This window comes from Mycobacteroides franklinii (genome assembly GCF_002013895.1).
In the GTDB taxonomy this organism is placed as follows: domain Bacteria; phylum Actinomycetota; class Actinomycetes; order Mycobacteriales; family Mycobacteriaceae; genus Mycobacterium; species Mycobacterium franklinii.
On record NZ_MAFQ01000018.1, the window covers coordinates 38,597 to 51,794 of the forward strand.

The window sequence follows — 13,198 nt, forward strand, 5'->3', positions numbered from 1 at the left end:
CCGGTGGCGCGAGCTCATCGAGCTGGCGCCACGCAGCGTGCGGCGCGGAGAGCGCAGTTGCTCACCCGATTTGCGCAAATTACCTTTAACCAGGCCAGATTAGGGCCGAACCGCCTGCGCGAAGCCGAACACGCCGTTCGGATCATAGCTTGACGCAACCCGCCGTAACCGCGGCAGATTTTCCCCGTAATACGCTGCGGCCCAATCGGGTAGCCGCGGGTCGATGTAGTTCACGTAGGCACCGGCTCCGCAAATCTCGCCGAGCCGGTCGCGCGCCTCATCCACGCGCCGATATGCCTCGGACGGGTCCGAACCGACACCGTGATAGATCTGAATGGAGGCGGCCGCCCCGCGATGAGGGAATGCGGTGGCGTCGGAGGGAACTCGGGTCACCGCCCCGCCCAGGCTGTCGAATATGAAAGTGAGCCTGGGCTTGTTCGTCAGGAGTGCCTCGATGCGGGCGGTATCGACGCCTGGATGAGGGACCATTCGCGAGGACGCCACAAACGCCTCGCGCTGCAACTGCCCCGGCGGCGTGCCTATCCATGACGGATGGCACTGGACCACAGTAAATGTGGAGCAACCACCCATGAACTTCATGGCGTCCAGAAAAGTCATCGCGGCGACAAATCGGTCGGTGGCGGTAACGCCGAGGGTGCCGCGCAGATCTTCGACCAAGGCGTGCGGATCGGTGCCCTGGGCGATGCATCCCACGATCCGGCATTGCGGTGTGACGTCGCCGACCGCATGCAGGGTCGTCCACAATTCATCGGGCGCAGTGGACATGAAGGCCAACCATCGACGCATTATCGCGGCCATATCCCCTGGCGCGTAGTCGAGAGTGAACACCGTCAGTTCGGTGGATTCGGCGGTTTCAAAGGTCAACTCCGTGGCAATACAGAAGTTTCCGCCGCCTGCCCCGCGGATAGCCCAGAACAGCTCGGGTTCGGAATTCGATGAGACAACCCGGATCTTGCCGTCCGCGGTCACCGCGCGCGCCGCGACGAGCTGGTCGCAGGTGAGCCCGAACTTGCGGGTGAGCACCCCTACCCCGCCGCCCATGGTCAATCCGGAGATGCCGACGGTCGGGCAGGAGCCACCGGCCAACATTCGACCGGCATCGGCGACACCGGCATAGACATCGATGAGCCGCGCTCCTGATCCGACCATGGCTCGCGTCCCGGCGACCGAGACCGCCGCCATGCGCCCGAGATCGACCACCAAACCGTCGTCGGGAATGCAATAACCCGCATAGCTGTGCCCACCGCTGCGTGCCGCTATGGGTATCCGAGCACTCGATGCGAATTCCACACACTGTGCCACATCCTCTTCGGACGCGCAGAAGGCCACCGCACCAGGGTGATTCGTGTCGAAGAGCGGATTGAATATCCGTACTGAATCGTTCATTCCGGCTTCGCCGCGCACCACGAGCGTTCCGGACAGGCTGCGGCGCAGATCATCCCATCGGAGAGCGGCAGGTACATCTGCAGGGTGATCTCGTGAGCATCCGGCGGTGCCGGCTGCGCCGAGCGCCAGCATTGCTCCAGCGGACAGCACCGCACGCCTGGTGATCAGCGCAGGACTACGCCCAGCCCGCGATTCGGGATCCATCACCCCATCTTGTCGCCTACGGCAGGTCCACATACTGCGCAACGGTAGATTGACTGATATGACGGCCAGCTCGGTACCTGATCCGGTGGCCGATATAGCGCTCAGCCCGACCGGATCGCAGGTAGGAGCCTTCTTCGACCTGGATGGCACCCTGGTGGCCGGATTCACCCCGACCGCGCATGCTCGCGATCGGATGCGGCGCCGTCAGGCCAGCGTGGGCGAGGTTCTCGGAGTTCTGGAGGCGACTTTCCGGTACAAGCTGGGTCGCATGGAATTCGAGCGCTTGGTGGTGCGTGCCGCCGGATACCTACGCGGCGACTCGCTGGCCGAACTGGAGGCCGTGGGTGAACGAATCTTCCACCAGCACAACGCCTCAATGATCTATCCGCAGATGTGCGAGCGTGTGCGGGCACATCAGGCGCAGGGGCATACCGTGGTGCTGAGTTCTTCGGCGCTGACCATTCACGCCGAGCCGGTGGCGCGTCACCTCGGGATAAACCATGTGCTGTGCAACCACTTCGACGTCGATGAGCACGGACTGCTCACCGGTGACATCCGCAAGCCGATTGTGTGGGGACGCAACAAGGCGGCAGCGGTCAGGCGGTTCTGTGAGTCCAATGCTGTTGATTTGCCGCGTAGTTACTTCTACGCGGACGGCGAGGAAGACATCGACCTCATGTCCCTGGTCGGCGAACCCTGCCCGGTGAATCCGCGCGGCAGGCTGGCCGCGATGGCGTCCGAGCAAGGGTGGCCGGTCTTGCGGTTGGACGATCCACGTCCCCGCGGGATGAGCAGGTCGTTGCGCCGGCTGGCGCACCTGGCTCGCCGATAGGCTTGATACATGGCGGGACGCTATGTGGCATTGGGAAGTTCGATGGCAGCCGGGCCGGGCATCATGCCGCGTGCGCACGGTTCACCCCGGCTGGCCGGGCGTTCGGCACGCAACTACCCGCACCATGTCGCCGAACGCAAGGGATATCAGCTGGTCGACGTCACCTACTCCGGGGCGACCACGGCACATGTTCTGAGCGATCCACAGAACACCGCCCCACCGCAGATCGACACGCTCGACGGTAGCGAGGAGCTGGTGACGGTCACCATCGGAGGCAACGACGTCGGGTATGTGCCGTTTCTGATGGCCGCCGCCCTGCCGCGCGTGCTGCGCACTTTGCCGGTCGTCGGTCGCGGCCTGGTCGAGCTGCTCGACGTCCGAAACCGGGAGGCGGCATTGACGGGGATCGGGGATTCACTACGCATGGTCGGTGAGCGGGTGCGAGACCGCGCACCGCGAGCCCGGGTGCTGTTCGTCGACTACCTCTCGTTGTTGCCGCCCGAAGGCGAGCCCGCGCCGCCGTACACCCCCGCCGAGGCCGCAACGGGGCGTCGCATCGCCGCGCAGCTCGCGGCCGCCACCGCCGAGGCCGCGCACGCCACCGGCTGCGAGATCGTCCGTGCATCAACAGCCAGCACCGATCATCACGCCTGGTCAGCGCGGCCATGGACAGCGCAGCCCGCAATCCCCTGGCCGTGGCGCCCGGCGCCGCTGCATCCCAATGAAGACGGTATGACCGCGGTCGCCGATCTGGTGGTGGCCGTATTGGACGCCGCGTCTAATGACTGAGGTTGCGCCGTGACCCGGCCACCGCATTGCGATACTTGACCCGTGCGCACAACATCCCTGCTGATGGCTCCCGTCTTCGCAACCGCGATCGGAGTCGGATTCGCCAGCCCGGCAGCGGCGGTGGCGCCCCCGGCCGACGGCACCTATCGAATGCTTGAGGACGGCGTCGGCGACGTCACCTGGACGATGTCGGCGGTCTGCGTGCAAGCCTCGGGCACCCGCATCCAATCCGACTACACCGATCCCACCATCCAGGCCGACGGCTGCACGGTCACCGTCACCAGCGCCACACCGGATGTCGTCAAGCACAGCGACAGGCTTCAGAACTACTCCATCCCGGCCAAGCTGGTCGATGACCAGTGGACGTTTCTACACGCCCGCCCGCAGGGTATGACCTGCCCGGATGGCAGCTTCGCACCCACCCAGGAGAAGTACGTCTTCAATGACGAGACCCTCACGGGCACGCACACCACCATCCACAGCGCGGTGTGCGGTGGCCAGCCGGGGATGACGAAGAAGCCCTTCAGCCTGCAATTCGTGAAACCGCTCGACGTACCCGTCGACCGCTTCCCGCAGTACTGCGACGGCTTCGCGCACTGCTGGTAGCGGGCTAGGGCAACAATGGCACCCGCCAGAGCGGCATGCCCGGCTCGATCACCAACAGGCGCGTCATCGTCAATCGTGTGATCAGCAACGCGCCCCGGATCATCACCACCGCGAGGGGCAGCTCGGCCAGCACAGCAGTCAGGATCGCCCATGGCACTTCGCTCGGTCCGGCCGTCATCACGTCGAACCAGGCGTCGCAGATCAACAGCACCCCGGTGGTGAACGCCGTCAATACGAGGAGTTGACGACGCAGTAGACCCAGCACGGCGGTGCCCACCATGAACGTCACCAACAGAATGTCGAAGCCGATCCACGTCGCGGTCCACCGCTGTGCCACATAGTTTTCAGGCAGCGTGAACGCAAGGTAGACGATCCATGGAACCAACGCGAGCGAGCCGCCGATCATCAAGCCCAGCCGCAGTGCGCGAAACCTCGCCAGATACGGCGGCGCCACCTCGCTGAGCGGGCGTTCCAGCCGCTGGATCAGGTCGCGCCGCTCGGCCGAGGACAGCGTCGCGATCATCTCATCGGACAGATAACTCTGGGTCATGTCCAGCTTCCTCCCAGGAAAAGTCATCACAATGTCAGCGTGCCACCGACTACGCCGACGCCCACTCCGGCGCCGACCCCTATCCCACAGCTACCCGCCAACGATTTCCACCAATACAGCCATGGAGTATCGGCACTCGGTGGCTGGTTCCCGATCGTCGTGCAGGTGCTCGCGGTCGTGGTTTTGCTGGTGGTCATCGGTTGGCGCAACCGCCGGTGGCGCCTGCTGTGGGTGCCGGTGAGCGTAGCCGTCGGCGCATTGGGTGCGCTGGCGGCATGGATCTACATGAATTCCGAGGGGTTGGCCTCGGACCCGGCCCCCTTCAGGCTGTGGATATGGATCGGTGTTTTCGCCACATCGGTCGCGGTCGCCGTTATCGGCTTCCGAGGTGCGCGGTGGTGGCGTCGTGGCGTATCACTGTTGGCGATTCCACTCACGCTGCTCGCGGCGCTCGTAGCGCTCAATACCTGGGTGGGCTACTACCCCACTGTGCAGGCAGCCTGGGGCGCGATTTCCGCGGGGCCGCTTCCCAATGAGGTCAATATGAGCGACCTTGCGGGCCTGCGTAATTCGAACCCCAGTACCGGAAAGCTGGTAGAGGTGGACATCCCCGCCGACGCCAGTGGATTCAAACACCGCGGTGAATACGTCTACCTGCCGCCGGCCTGGTTCGCAGGTGATACCCCGCCCCGGCTGCCGGTGGTGATGATGATCGCCGGGGAATTCAATACCCCGGCCGACTGGGTGCGCACCGGTAACGCCACCCAGATGATTGACGACTACGCAAAGTCCCATGGCGGCCAAACACCCATATTCGTCTTCGTGGACGTCGCGGGCAGCTTCAACAACGACACCGAATGCGTCAACGGGCCACGTGGCAATGCGGCGGATCACCTCACCGAAGACGTACGCCCCTACGTGGTCTCGGAGTTCAACGGATCACCCGACCCGGCCAACTGGGCTGTCGTCGGCTGGTCGATGGGCGGCACCTGCGCTGTCGACCTGACGGTCATGCATCCGGATCTGTTCTCGACCTTCGTCGATATCGCCGGCGACCACGGTCCCACCGCCGGAAACAAACAGCAGACGATTGACCGGCTTTATGGCGGCGATGCCGCTCGATGGGACGCCTTTGACCCCCGCACCGTCATGGCCAAGCATGGGCCGTACACCGGTGTGACGGGATGGTTCGAGGACGCGATACCGCCTGCCGACAGCAAGAAACCGGGTGGAGCAAAGCGGCCCACGGCCGATACTCCCACCGGAATAGGCGGGCATGACGACGTGACCGACGATGATCGGGACGGTGCCGCGCAGGATTTGTGTGCCGCGGCGCAGCAAGTCCAGATTTCTTGCTCGATTCACCAGATGATCAGCGGACACACCTGGCAATTCGCCAGCCGTACCTTCTCGGACGCACTGCCCTGGTTGGCCGCGCAGATACGCACCCCCGGATCTACCGGCTAGTCATCGGGGGGCGCGGGCGTGTCTAGAGGAAATGCACCATCGACGCCGCGCCCGCCAGCAGGCAGTACACCGCGAACGGGATCAAGGTGCGGGTGTGGAAGTACTTGGTGAGGAAGCGGACGGCCAGGTAGGCGGCCACGGCCGCGACCAACGAGCCGACCAGAACCTGTCCGAGGATGCCGTCACCTTGCGGCCCCGCCAGCGTCGGCAGCTTGAGCACACCCGCGGCCAGGATCACCGGAGTGGCGAGCAGGAACGCGAATTTGGCGGAGTCCTCGTGGTCCAGCCCACGAAACAGTCCGCCGACCATCGCCACACCCGAGCGGCTGATGCCTGCGAGCAGCGCCAGGCTCTGCGCAAGACCGATGGCACCGGCGTCGGTGTAGCTCAAGTCGGAGATCTGCTTGGTGTGCTCGGCGCTGTGCGCGTTGGCGGACTGGGCCACCTGGCGCCTGCGCAACACCTCGGCGCCGGCCAGGAGCAGCCCGTTGATGAAGAGGAACACGGCAGCAGCGCCGGGCTTCGCGAACAGTGTGCGTAGTGAGTGCTCGAGCAGGAGTCCGAGCAGCCCGACCGGAATGGTCGCGACCACGATCAACCAGCCCAGCCGCTGGGTTGATGTCTCGACCTTTCGGGTGCGTATCGATGTGACCAGTCCCCCGATGATGCCCACCCAGTCACGCCAGTAGAACACCAGCAGCGCCAGCGCGGTGGCCACATGCAGTCCGACCACGAAAGCCAGATACGGGGTTCCCTTATCCGAATCACCCTGCGTGACAAGGTTCTGCCAGGAGCCGCCAAGCCAGGCCGGCACGAGTACCGAGTGGCCGAGGCTGGACACGGGGAATAGCTCGGTGACTCCCTGCAGGGCGCCGATGACGATGGCCTGGGTGTAGGTCAACGCGGACAATGGATTTCCTTACGGGTGGGCCGGGTGGGAATTAATACGGGGGGCGGGATCGGAATTCGGCCCACACCCTGCCACAGAAAGCTGGAGATCGCCGCAGCGGGTGGCGTGCGTCCACGGTCAGCCCAGGTGCTCGCGCAACGCCCCCAGCAGGTCCTGCCACCATTCGCCGTGTCGTCGCAGAAACAGACCGTCGGGAAAGGTATGCCGTGCCACGTGGTCCTGCGGAACCGACTCCCAGCCGAGATGTTCGACCGTCACCCGCGTCTCGTCTCCGACCGCCTCGAACCGCACCTCGACGATCGTCATCTGATGGTCGGCGAAGCTCTCCTGACGCCAGGTCAGACCCAGCCGGCTGCCGGGTTCCCATGTGGTGACCGTGCCGATTTCGAACTCGGTGCCGTTCGGGTACGACTCGACGAAACGGCCGCCCAGGCTCGGCTCGATCGTCAGTGTGCCGCGCCGTCGCCTGCTGAATTGAAACAGTGTGTTGGGCTGCCACCACATCCCGATGTCGTTGACGAACACATCGAATGCGCGCGCCGGCGTGGCGCGCACCCGCAGTGAGACCACGATGCGTGACGTCATCACGCCTGCCGTTCGACATGGTCTTTGAATGCCAACAGCTTTGTGGCCCAAAGCTTCTCAATCTCGTCGAGCCATGTCTTGAGCTCGGACATGGGCGCGGGCCGAAGTGTGTAGATGCGCACTCGGGCGTCGAACTCGGGGTGGGATTCCTCGACCAGCGCACTGGCCTTGAGGGTGCGCAGGTGCCTGCTGAGTGCGGCGGGAGTCAGGCCAACTGCTTGTGCGATCTCCCCCGCGCGGCATGGCCTATCCCGCAGCACCTCGACGATTCTTCGCCGATGGGGATCGGCCAGCGCGGCCAGCGTGCGATCTAGGCTTGTGGGCATCGGCGAGGGCCGGGTCAAACCCAGCCCTCGATGTTCAGGCCGCTTGCCTTCTCGGCGTCCTCACGCGAGACCGTCCGCACCGACTGGCCGAAGGTCCACACGTGTCCCTCGGGGTCTTCGGCTCGGTATACCCGGTCGCCGTAGAACTGATCGGCGGGGCGCATCACGATCTTGGCGCCGGCCGCTTCGGCATGCCGACAGTGCGAGTCGATATCGCCGTCTATCTGAACGTGGATCGTCTGGGTGCATCGGCCGCCCAGCGACTTGGGGCTGGCGACGCTGGCATCCCACTCGGACCCGACCATGAGATAGCAATCGCCGAAACGCATTTCGGAATGTTCAAGCTTGCCGTCGCTGTCGGTGATCACCATGGAGCGTTCGAATCCGAACGCTTTCTCCAGCCACTCGAGGGCCGCCGACGGATCCTGATAGACGACGGCCGAGGCCAAACTCGGGCGTGTGCTCATTGACTTACCCTTTCGGTCCGGATACCTGACAGTTGATATTTAACGCTTGCGTTGAATATCAGTCAATGGCTATCCGGAGACATCCTTCGCGAGCAGGCACTCAATCCTACGGATGGGCCGAGATTTGTAGGGCTGAGCGCCTGCTCGTGGGAAGGATGCTTAGGGGTTGACCTTGGAGACGACGTGCTCGGCGAAACCCTCCAGGTTTCTGATCTTGGTTTCCAGCGGCTCGGTATCCGGGCCGACGATGTACGGAATGCGGAAGCCGACAATGACATCGGTTACGCCCTTGTCCTCCAGGCGCTTTACTCCGTCGACAGTAAATCCGTCGACGGAGATGACATGGACCTCGAATGGCTTGTCGGCGGTCCCCTCTTCTTCGCGGAACTTCTTCAGCTTGGCCAGCAGCTCGTCCAGGTCCTCGGTGCCGCCGCCGTGCATCCAGCCGTCGCACCGGGCCGCGCGCCGCAGCGCCGCATCAGCGTGGCCGCCGATGAGGATCGGGATGGGCCGCGTGGGCGCGGGGCACATCTTGGTCTTGGGGATGTCGTAGAACTCGCCGTGGAACTCGAAGTAGTCACCGGTGGTGAGTCCCTGGATGATCTCGATGCACTCGTCCATACGCTTGCCGCGCTTGGCGAAAGGCACATTCATGAGCTCGTAGTCCTCGGGCCAGGGGCTGGTGCCCACGCCCAGGCCGAGTCGGTTACCGGTCAATGCCGCGATGGACGAGGCCTGCTTGGCCACCAGCGCGGGCGGCCGGATCGGCAGTTTGAGGACGAAGATGTTGAACCGAAGCGTCGAGGTCACAGCGCCGAGCGCCGCGGTCAGTGTCAGCGCTTCGATAAACGGTTTGTCTTCGAGGAACTCGCGATTCCCGTCGGGTGTGTACGGATACTTCGCGTCCGACTCGTAGGGATACGCCAGGCTGTCGGCAATGGTCATCCCGTGGTATCCGGCGGCCTCGGCTGCCTGGGCCAACGGGACGTAGTACGACGGGTCGGTCATCGCCTCGGCGAAGGTGAACCGCATAGATTCCTCCTAGAGTGCCCTCCCGCAGCATCGGCGCTGTCGGTACTACGCACTCTAGCGGTTCACGAAATCTGAACTCGCATATTGGTTTTACGGTGTCACGGAGCCTTCTCGTCGGCTCCGGCAATGACGAAAAACAGCGCGGGGACCACTATTTCGACGACGAGCATGGCAATCCAGAACGGATGCGGCTGGCCCCTGTCGATGAGGGAGACGACCCGGGCGAGCCCGCCGGCCAGCAGGCCGCCCGCCAGGAATCGGATCGCGATGCCGGGGATCGGCGACAGTCGTGCCACCCAGATCCACGCCACCCCGTAGACGGCGAAGAGTCCCGCGAAAAATCGCTCTTGACTGTCGGTGCTCGCGCTGACCTCTCCGCCACCGAAAACCGTTCCAGGGCCGCCGATGACGTGATACAGCCCGATGGCCAGGCAGGTCACGCCGGTCAGGATGGCCAGGTACTTGAGCACTGTGTTCATCTCTACGTCCTTCGTGATCTGTCTTTCGTGATCTCTGACGAAGTTGATAGAACGTTCTAGTAAGACCGTACAATGTGCGATAGCCGGATACAAGGTTTCTGGGAACATCTGTAAGGACGTGCCATGCCCGCCGATACCCGTGATCGAATAGTCGCCGCCACATGCGAGCTGTTTCGTCGGCAGGGCATGACCGGCACCGGACTCAAGCAGATCGCCAGGAGTGCGGGCGCACCCTTCGGCTCGATCTATCACTTCTTCCCGGGCGGCAAGGCGCAGCTGGCCGACGAAGCGATCCGGGCGTCCGGCGCGATGTATCGGGACCTGGTACTTGCGATCTTCGATCAGGGCGGTCCCGACCTTGCGTCCACCATTCGGACCGCGTTCGCGGCCGCCGCCGAGAATCTCGTCGCGACCGACTATGCCGACGCCTGCCCCATTGCGACGATCGCGCTGGAGGTTGCGAGTACGGACGACGCACTGCGACGAGCCACCGCTGACGTCTTTACGGACTGGATCGAGCAGGGGGCCGAGCGAATTGCCGGATCGGGTCTGCCACCCGAGGCGCGCCGCAACGTCATCCTGGGATTTATCACCAGCCTGGAGGGAGCGTTCGTCCTGAGCCGGGCGTTGCGCAGCCCCGAGCCCTTGCTGGCCGCGGGCGAGACGGTGGCGGCCGCGGCGACCATTGCCCTGGCTGCCGCGGTGGAATAAAGCGGACCGCAGTCCGGTTAATGGGAGCATAGAAACAGCCACAAGGAGGTTTGCATGCCAGCTATCACCGTGTCATCAACGGACGCCCTGACTTTGCCGCGAATCCCGACTCCCGAGCCCGCCGATACCGAGCGTCCGGTGCGGTCCATCACCAGTGGTCCACGCGGATATGAGGGTGAGGGCTTCCCCGTCGTGCGCGCCTTCGGCGGCGTGCCGTCTTCCGAATTGGACCCGTTCATTCACATGGATCAGATGGGCGAGGTCGAGTATGAGCCGGGCGAGCCGCGCGGGACCGATTGGCATCCTCACCGTGGCTTCGAAACCGTCACCTACATGATCGACGGTCGGTTCGCGCATCAGGACTCGCACGGCGGAGGCGGGCTCATCCACGACGGCGCCACCCAATGGATGACCGCCGGATCCGGAATCCTGCATATCGAAACACCCCCGGCCGAGTTGGTCGAGAGTGGCGGAATCTTCCATGGCATCCAGCTCTGGGTCAATCTGCCCGCACGCGACAAGTTCTTGACTCCGGCATACCAGGCGATCGAGGGCGCGCAAACCACGTTGGTCAGCTCGCCCGACGGCGGCTCGCTGGTGCGGATCATCGCCGGCGACATCGGCCCACATCATGGGCCAGGGAGCACGCACACGCCAATCACCCTGGCGCATGCAACCATTCAACCCGGTGCGCAGCTGAATGCGCCGTGGAATCGCGAGTTCAACGCCCTCGTCTACGTGCTATCCGGGCGTGGCACGGTCGGCGCGCTGGGTCATCAGATTGAGCAGGGGCAGCTCGCCGTACTGGGCCCCGGTGACCGGATCACGGTGCACGCCAGTGCGAATCAGGATGCTAACCGTCCGGCAATGGAGGTGCTGCTGCTCGGTGGCCGGCCCATCCGTGAGCGCGTGGTGGCCTACGGCCCGTTCGTGATGAACACCAAGGCCGAGCTGATTCAGGCCGTCGAGGACTATCAAGCCGGCCGGTTCGGTGCCATTCCGCCGAATGCGCTGATGCCGCACGTCGCACGCTGAGCGCGAAGTGCCTACCGCCGGAACGCCCGGCGGTAGGCACTCGGCGTGGTGGCGGTGACCCTGCGTAGGTGCGTGCGCATCGCCGTGACGCTGCCAAATCCACATTGCGCGGCAATGGATTCCATGGTCATATCGGTGTTCTCAAGCAGTTCGCGGGCGCGAGTGGCGCGTTGCACATCGAGCCAACGCTTGGGCGTGGTGCCGACTTCCTCGCCGAAACGCCGGTTGAATGTGCGCAGGCTCAGGTGCGCGTGCCGCGCCAGTGTCGACACGTCGTCAATCTCGGCGAGGCACTCGGCCGCCCAGCTCAGCGTCGGCCCGAGGCCGCTGGAATCGTGCGAGGCCCTGGTAGGTGGGATGAACTGAGCCTGGCCACCATCGCGGTGAGGCGCCATGACATTCCAGCGGGCCATATCGGATGCCGCGGCCGCACCCAGCTCGCGCCGCACCACGTGCAGGCACAGGTCCATGCCCGCCGACAGTCCCGCCGAGGTGAGGATGTCACCGTCGTCCACATAGAGCGCGTCGGGCCGCAGATCGACCAGCGGGTAGAGCCTGCGCATGTCGTCGCAGTACTCCCAATGCGTGGTGGCGGGTCGCCCATCCAGCAGGCCCGCCGCTGCCAGCACAAACGCGCCCAAGCAGATACTGAATACCACGGCCCCGCGCTGATGTGCACTTGTCAGCGCGTTCAATACGTCATCCGGTGGTGGGGAGTCGTGCGGAGCGCGTGCGGGAACCACGACGATATCCGCGGACTCCAGCGCGTCGATGCCGTGTTCCACCTCGAGATTGAAACCGTCTGGCGTCCAGATACTTCCGGGCTGATGGCCGCAGGTCACCAGATCGAAACCCTCCGGTTGGCCCGCACGCCCCGGTCCCCTGCGGAACATCTGCACGGCGCACGCCAGGTCATAGGTGATGACGCCGTCGAGGGCCAGTGCCGCCACTGTCTTGGTGCCCATACCTCACTATGGCATGAATCCGAGTATCTGTGGCATTCATGCCACTGGCCGCTTATGGTGCACCCGTCTTGACTCAAGGGATGACGACGATCGAATTGGATTGGCACTGGGCGACCCGCACCGGCGGCGCGGTCTCCGCCGCCCAACGGCGGGTATTGCTGGGGCGCTTGATCCGAGCTCTTCCAACGATGGTCAGCGATGCCGTCAAAACGAGGATCGGGCGCCGCGGACAAGGGCGCGTGGAGTTCGGATCGATCGCGGTACCCGATTCCGCACTCGCACTGGCGGTCGAGCAGGAGGCACGCGATTCGGTCACCCCACACGTGCTCGAACACTCGTATCGCACCTACTTCTTCGGTAAGGCGCTGGCCGAGCTGGACGGCGTACGGGTCGACGATGAACTCGTATACGTCGCGAGCCTGCTGCACGATCTGCAGCTGGAGCATCCGACACCGGGACGGTGCTTCGCCGTGGTCGGCGGTGAACGGGCCGCCCAGTTTGTCAGGAATCAGGGGGCGCCCGAGGACCGTGCACAGGCGGTGGGCGCGGCGATCGCCGCGCATATCACCCTGGGGGCCAGTGAAAACCTCGCAGATCCAGGTGGTTTCGTGTCGGCGGGGGCGGGAACGGATGTATTCGGCCTGCGGCTCTCGGACCTTGATGCCGAGTGGGTGCAGGAGCTGCTGCGACGCCATCCCCGGCTGGACTTCAAGCGACACATGCTCAAGGCCTGGGCGACGGAGGGTGCCGCGGTACCGAACGGACGGGCCGCATGGCTGACCCGCTATGCGGCGTTCCCGCTGCTGGTCAAGGCCGCACCCTTCGAAGAATAG

General features: G+C 64.5%; 16 protein-coding genes. 7 read left to right on the plus strand and 9 right to left on the minus strand.

What is annotated here, in order from left to right; genetic code table 11:
- Window positions 1-99: 99 nt before the first annotated feature.
- Window positions 100-1,611, minus strand: a complete 1,512-nt coding sequence (locus tag B4393_RS24320; protein WP_078336318.1) for an FAD-binding oxidoreductase — start codon at window positions 1,609-1,611, stop codon at window positions 100-102.
- A gap of 58 nt (window positions 1,612-1,669) precedes the next feature.
- Between B4393_RS24320 and B4393_RS24325 the strand changes: the two genes are divergently transcribed.
- Genes B4393_RS24325 through B4393_RS24335 form a run of 3 tightly spaced genes read left to right on the plus strand, consistent with a single transcriptional unit; the run spans window position 1,670 to window position 3,838 of the window.
- On the plus strand, window positions 1,670-2,443 hold the full coding sequence (locus B4393_RS24325; protein ID WP_078336319.1) for an HAD family hydrolase: 774 nt from the start codon (window positions 1,670-1,672) through the stop codon (window positions 2,441-2,443).
- 9 nt (window positions 2,444-2,452) lie between these two features.
- Window positions 2,453-3,232: an SGNH/GDSL hydrolase family protein gene (locus tag B4393_RS24330; protein ID WP_078336320.1), complete on the plus strand. Its 780-nt coding sequence runs from the start codon at window positions 2,453-2,455 to the stop codon at window positions 3,230-3,232.
- Window positions 3,233-3,274: 42 nt separating this feature from the next.
- Entirely contained in the window at window positions 3,275-3,838 is a 564-nt protein-coding gene (locus tag B4393_RS24335; protein ID WP_078336321.1) for a hypothetical protein, read from the plus strand.
- A gap of 4 nt (window positions 3,839-3,842) precedes the next feature.
- Here B4393_RS24335 and B4393_RS24340 read toward each other — a convergent pair whose 3' ends face one another.
- Window positions 3,843-4,388 (minus strand): hypothetical protein, encoded by a 546-nt coding sequence (locus tag B4393_RS24340; protein ID WP_078336322.1) that lies wholly within the window; start codon window positions 4,386-4,388, stop codon window positions 3,843-3,845.
- 39 nt (window positions 4,389-4,427) lie between these two features.
- On the opposite strand from B4393_RS24340, the gene B4393_RS24345 reads away from it, so the two are divergent.
- Window positions 4,428-5,855, plus strand: a complete 1,428-nt coding sequence (locus tag B4393_RS24345) for an alpha/beta hydrolase (protein WP_109558574.1) — start codon at window positions 4,428-4,430, stop codon at window positions 5,853-5,855.
- Between the two features lie 22 nt (window positions 5,856-5,877).
- Here B4393_RS24345 and B4393_RS24350 read toward each other — a convergent pair whose 3' ends face one another.
- From B4393_RS24350 to B4393_RS24375, 6 genes are all read right to left on the minus strand, one after another.
- A complete protein-coding gene (locus B4393_RS24350; RefSeq protein ID WP_078336323.1) occupies window positions 5,878-6,765 on the minus strand; it encodes an undecaprenyl-diphosphate phosphatase in 888 nt (295 codons plus the stop codon).
- Between the two features lie 117 nt (window positions 6,766-6,882).
- Window positions 6,883-7,350 carry an SRPBCC domain-containing protein gene (locus B4393_RS24355; protein WP_078336324.1) on the minus strand — a complete coding sequence of 156 codons (468 nt, stop codon included), beginning with the start codon at window positions 7,348-7,350 and terminating at the stop codon, window positions 6,883-6,885.
- Window positions 7,350-7,676, minus strand: coding sequence for an ArsR/SmtB family transcription factor (locus B4393_RS24360; protein ID WP_078336325.1), 327 nt, complete (start codon window positions 7,674-7,676; stop codon window positions 7,350-7,352). The genes B4393_RS24355 and B4393_RS24360 overlap by 1 nt, the downstream gene beginning before the upstream one ends.
- A gap of 14 nt (window positions 7,677-7,690) precedes the next feature.
- Window positions 7,691-8,143: a VOC family protein gene (locus B4393_RS24365; RefSeq protein ID WP_078336326.1), complete on the minus strand. Its 453-nt coding sequence runs from the start codon at window positions 8,141-8,143 to the stop codon at window positions 7,691-7,693.
- A 159-nt stretch (window positions 8,144-8,302) separates the two neighbouring features.
- Complete coding sequence (locus tag B4393_RS24370; RefSeq protein ID WP_078336327.1) at window positions 8,303-9,175, minus strand: LLM class flavin-dependent oxidoreductase; 873 nt, start codon at window positions 9,173-9,175, stop codon at window positions 8,303-8,305.
- A gap of 98 nt (window positions 9,176-9,273) precedes the next feature.
- A complete protein-coding gene (locus B4393_RS24375) occupies window positions 9,274-9,654 on the minus strand; it encodes a DUF4345 domain-containing protein (RefSeq protein WP_078336378.1) in 381 nt (126 codons plus the stop codon).
- A gap of 123 nt (window positions 9,655-9,777) precedes the next feature.
- Here B4393_RS24375 and B4393_RS24380 point away from each other — a divergent pair, with 123 nt between their 5' ends.
- A complete protein-coding gene (locus B4393_RS24380) occupies window positions 9,778-10,365 on the plus strand; it encodes a TetR/AcrR family transcriptional regulator (RefSeq protein WP_078336328.1) in 588 nt (195 codons plus the stop codon).
- 54 nt (window positions 10,366-10,419) lie between these two features.
- Window positions 10,420-11,400, plus strand: a complete 981-nt coding sequence (locus B4393_RS24385; RefSeq protein WP_078336329.1) for a pirin family protein — start codon at window positions 10,420-10,422, stop codon at window positions 11,398-11,400.
- Between the two features lie 11 nt (window positions 11,401-11,411).
- Here B4393_RS24385 and B4393_RS24390 read toward each other — a convergent pair whose 3' ends face one another.
- Window positions 11,412-12,365 (minus strand): GlxA family transcriptional regulator, encoded by a 954-nt coding sequence (locus B4393_RS24390; RefSeq protein WP_078336330.1) that lies wholly within the window; start codon window positions 12,363-12,365, stop codon window positions 11,412-11,414.
- A 38-nt stretch (window positions 12,366-12,403) separates the two neighbouring features.
- Between B4393_RS24390 and B4393_RS24395 the strand changes: the two genes are divergently transcribed.
- A complete protein-coding gene (locus B4393_RS24395) occupies window positions 12,404-13,198 on the plus strand; it encodes an HD domain-containing protein (RefSeq protein WP_413816166.1) in 795 nt (264 codons plus the stop codon).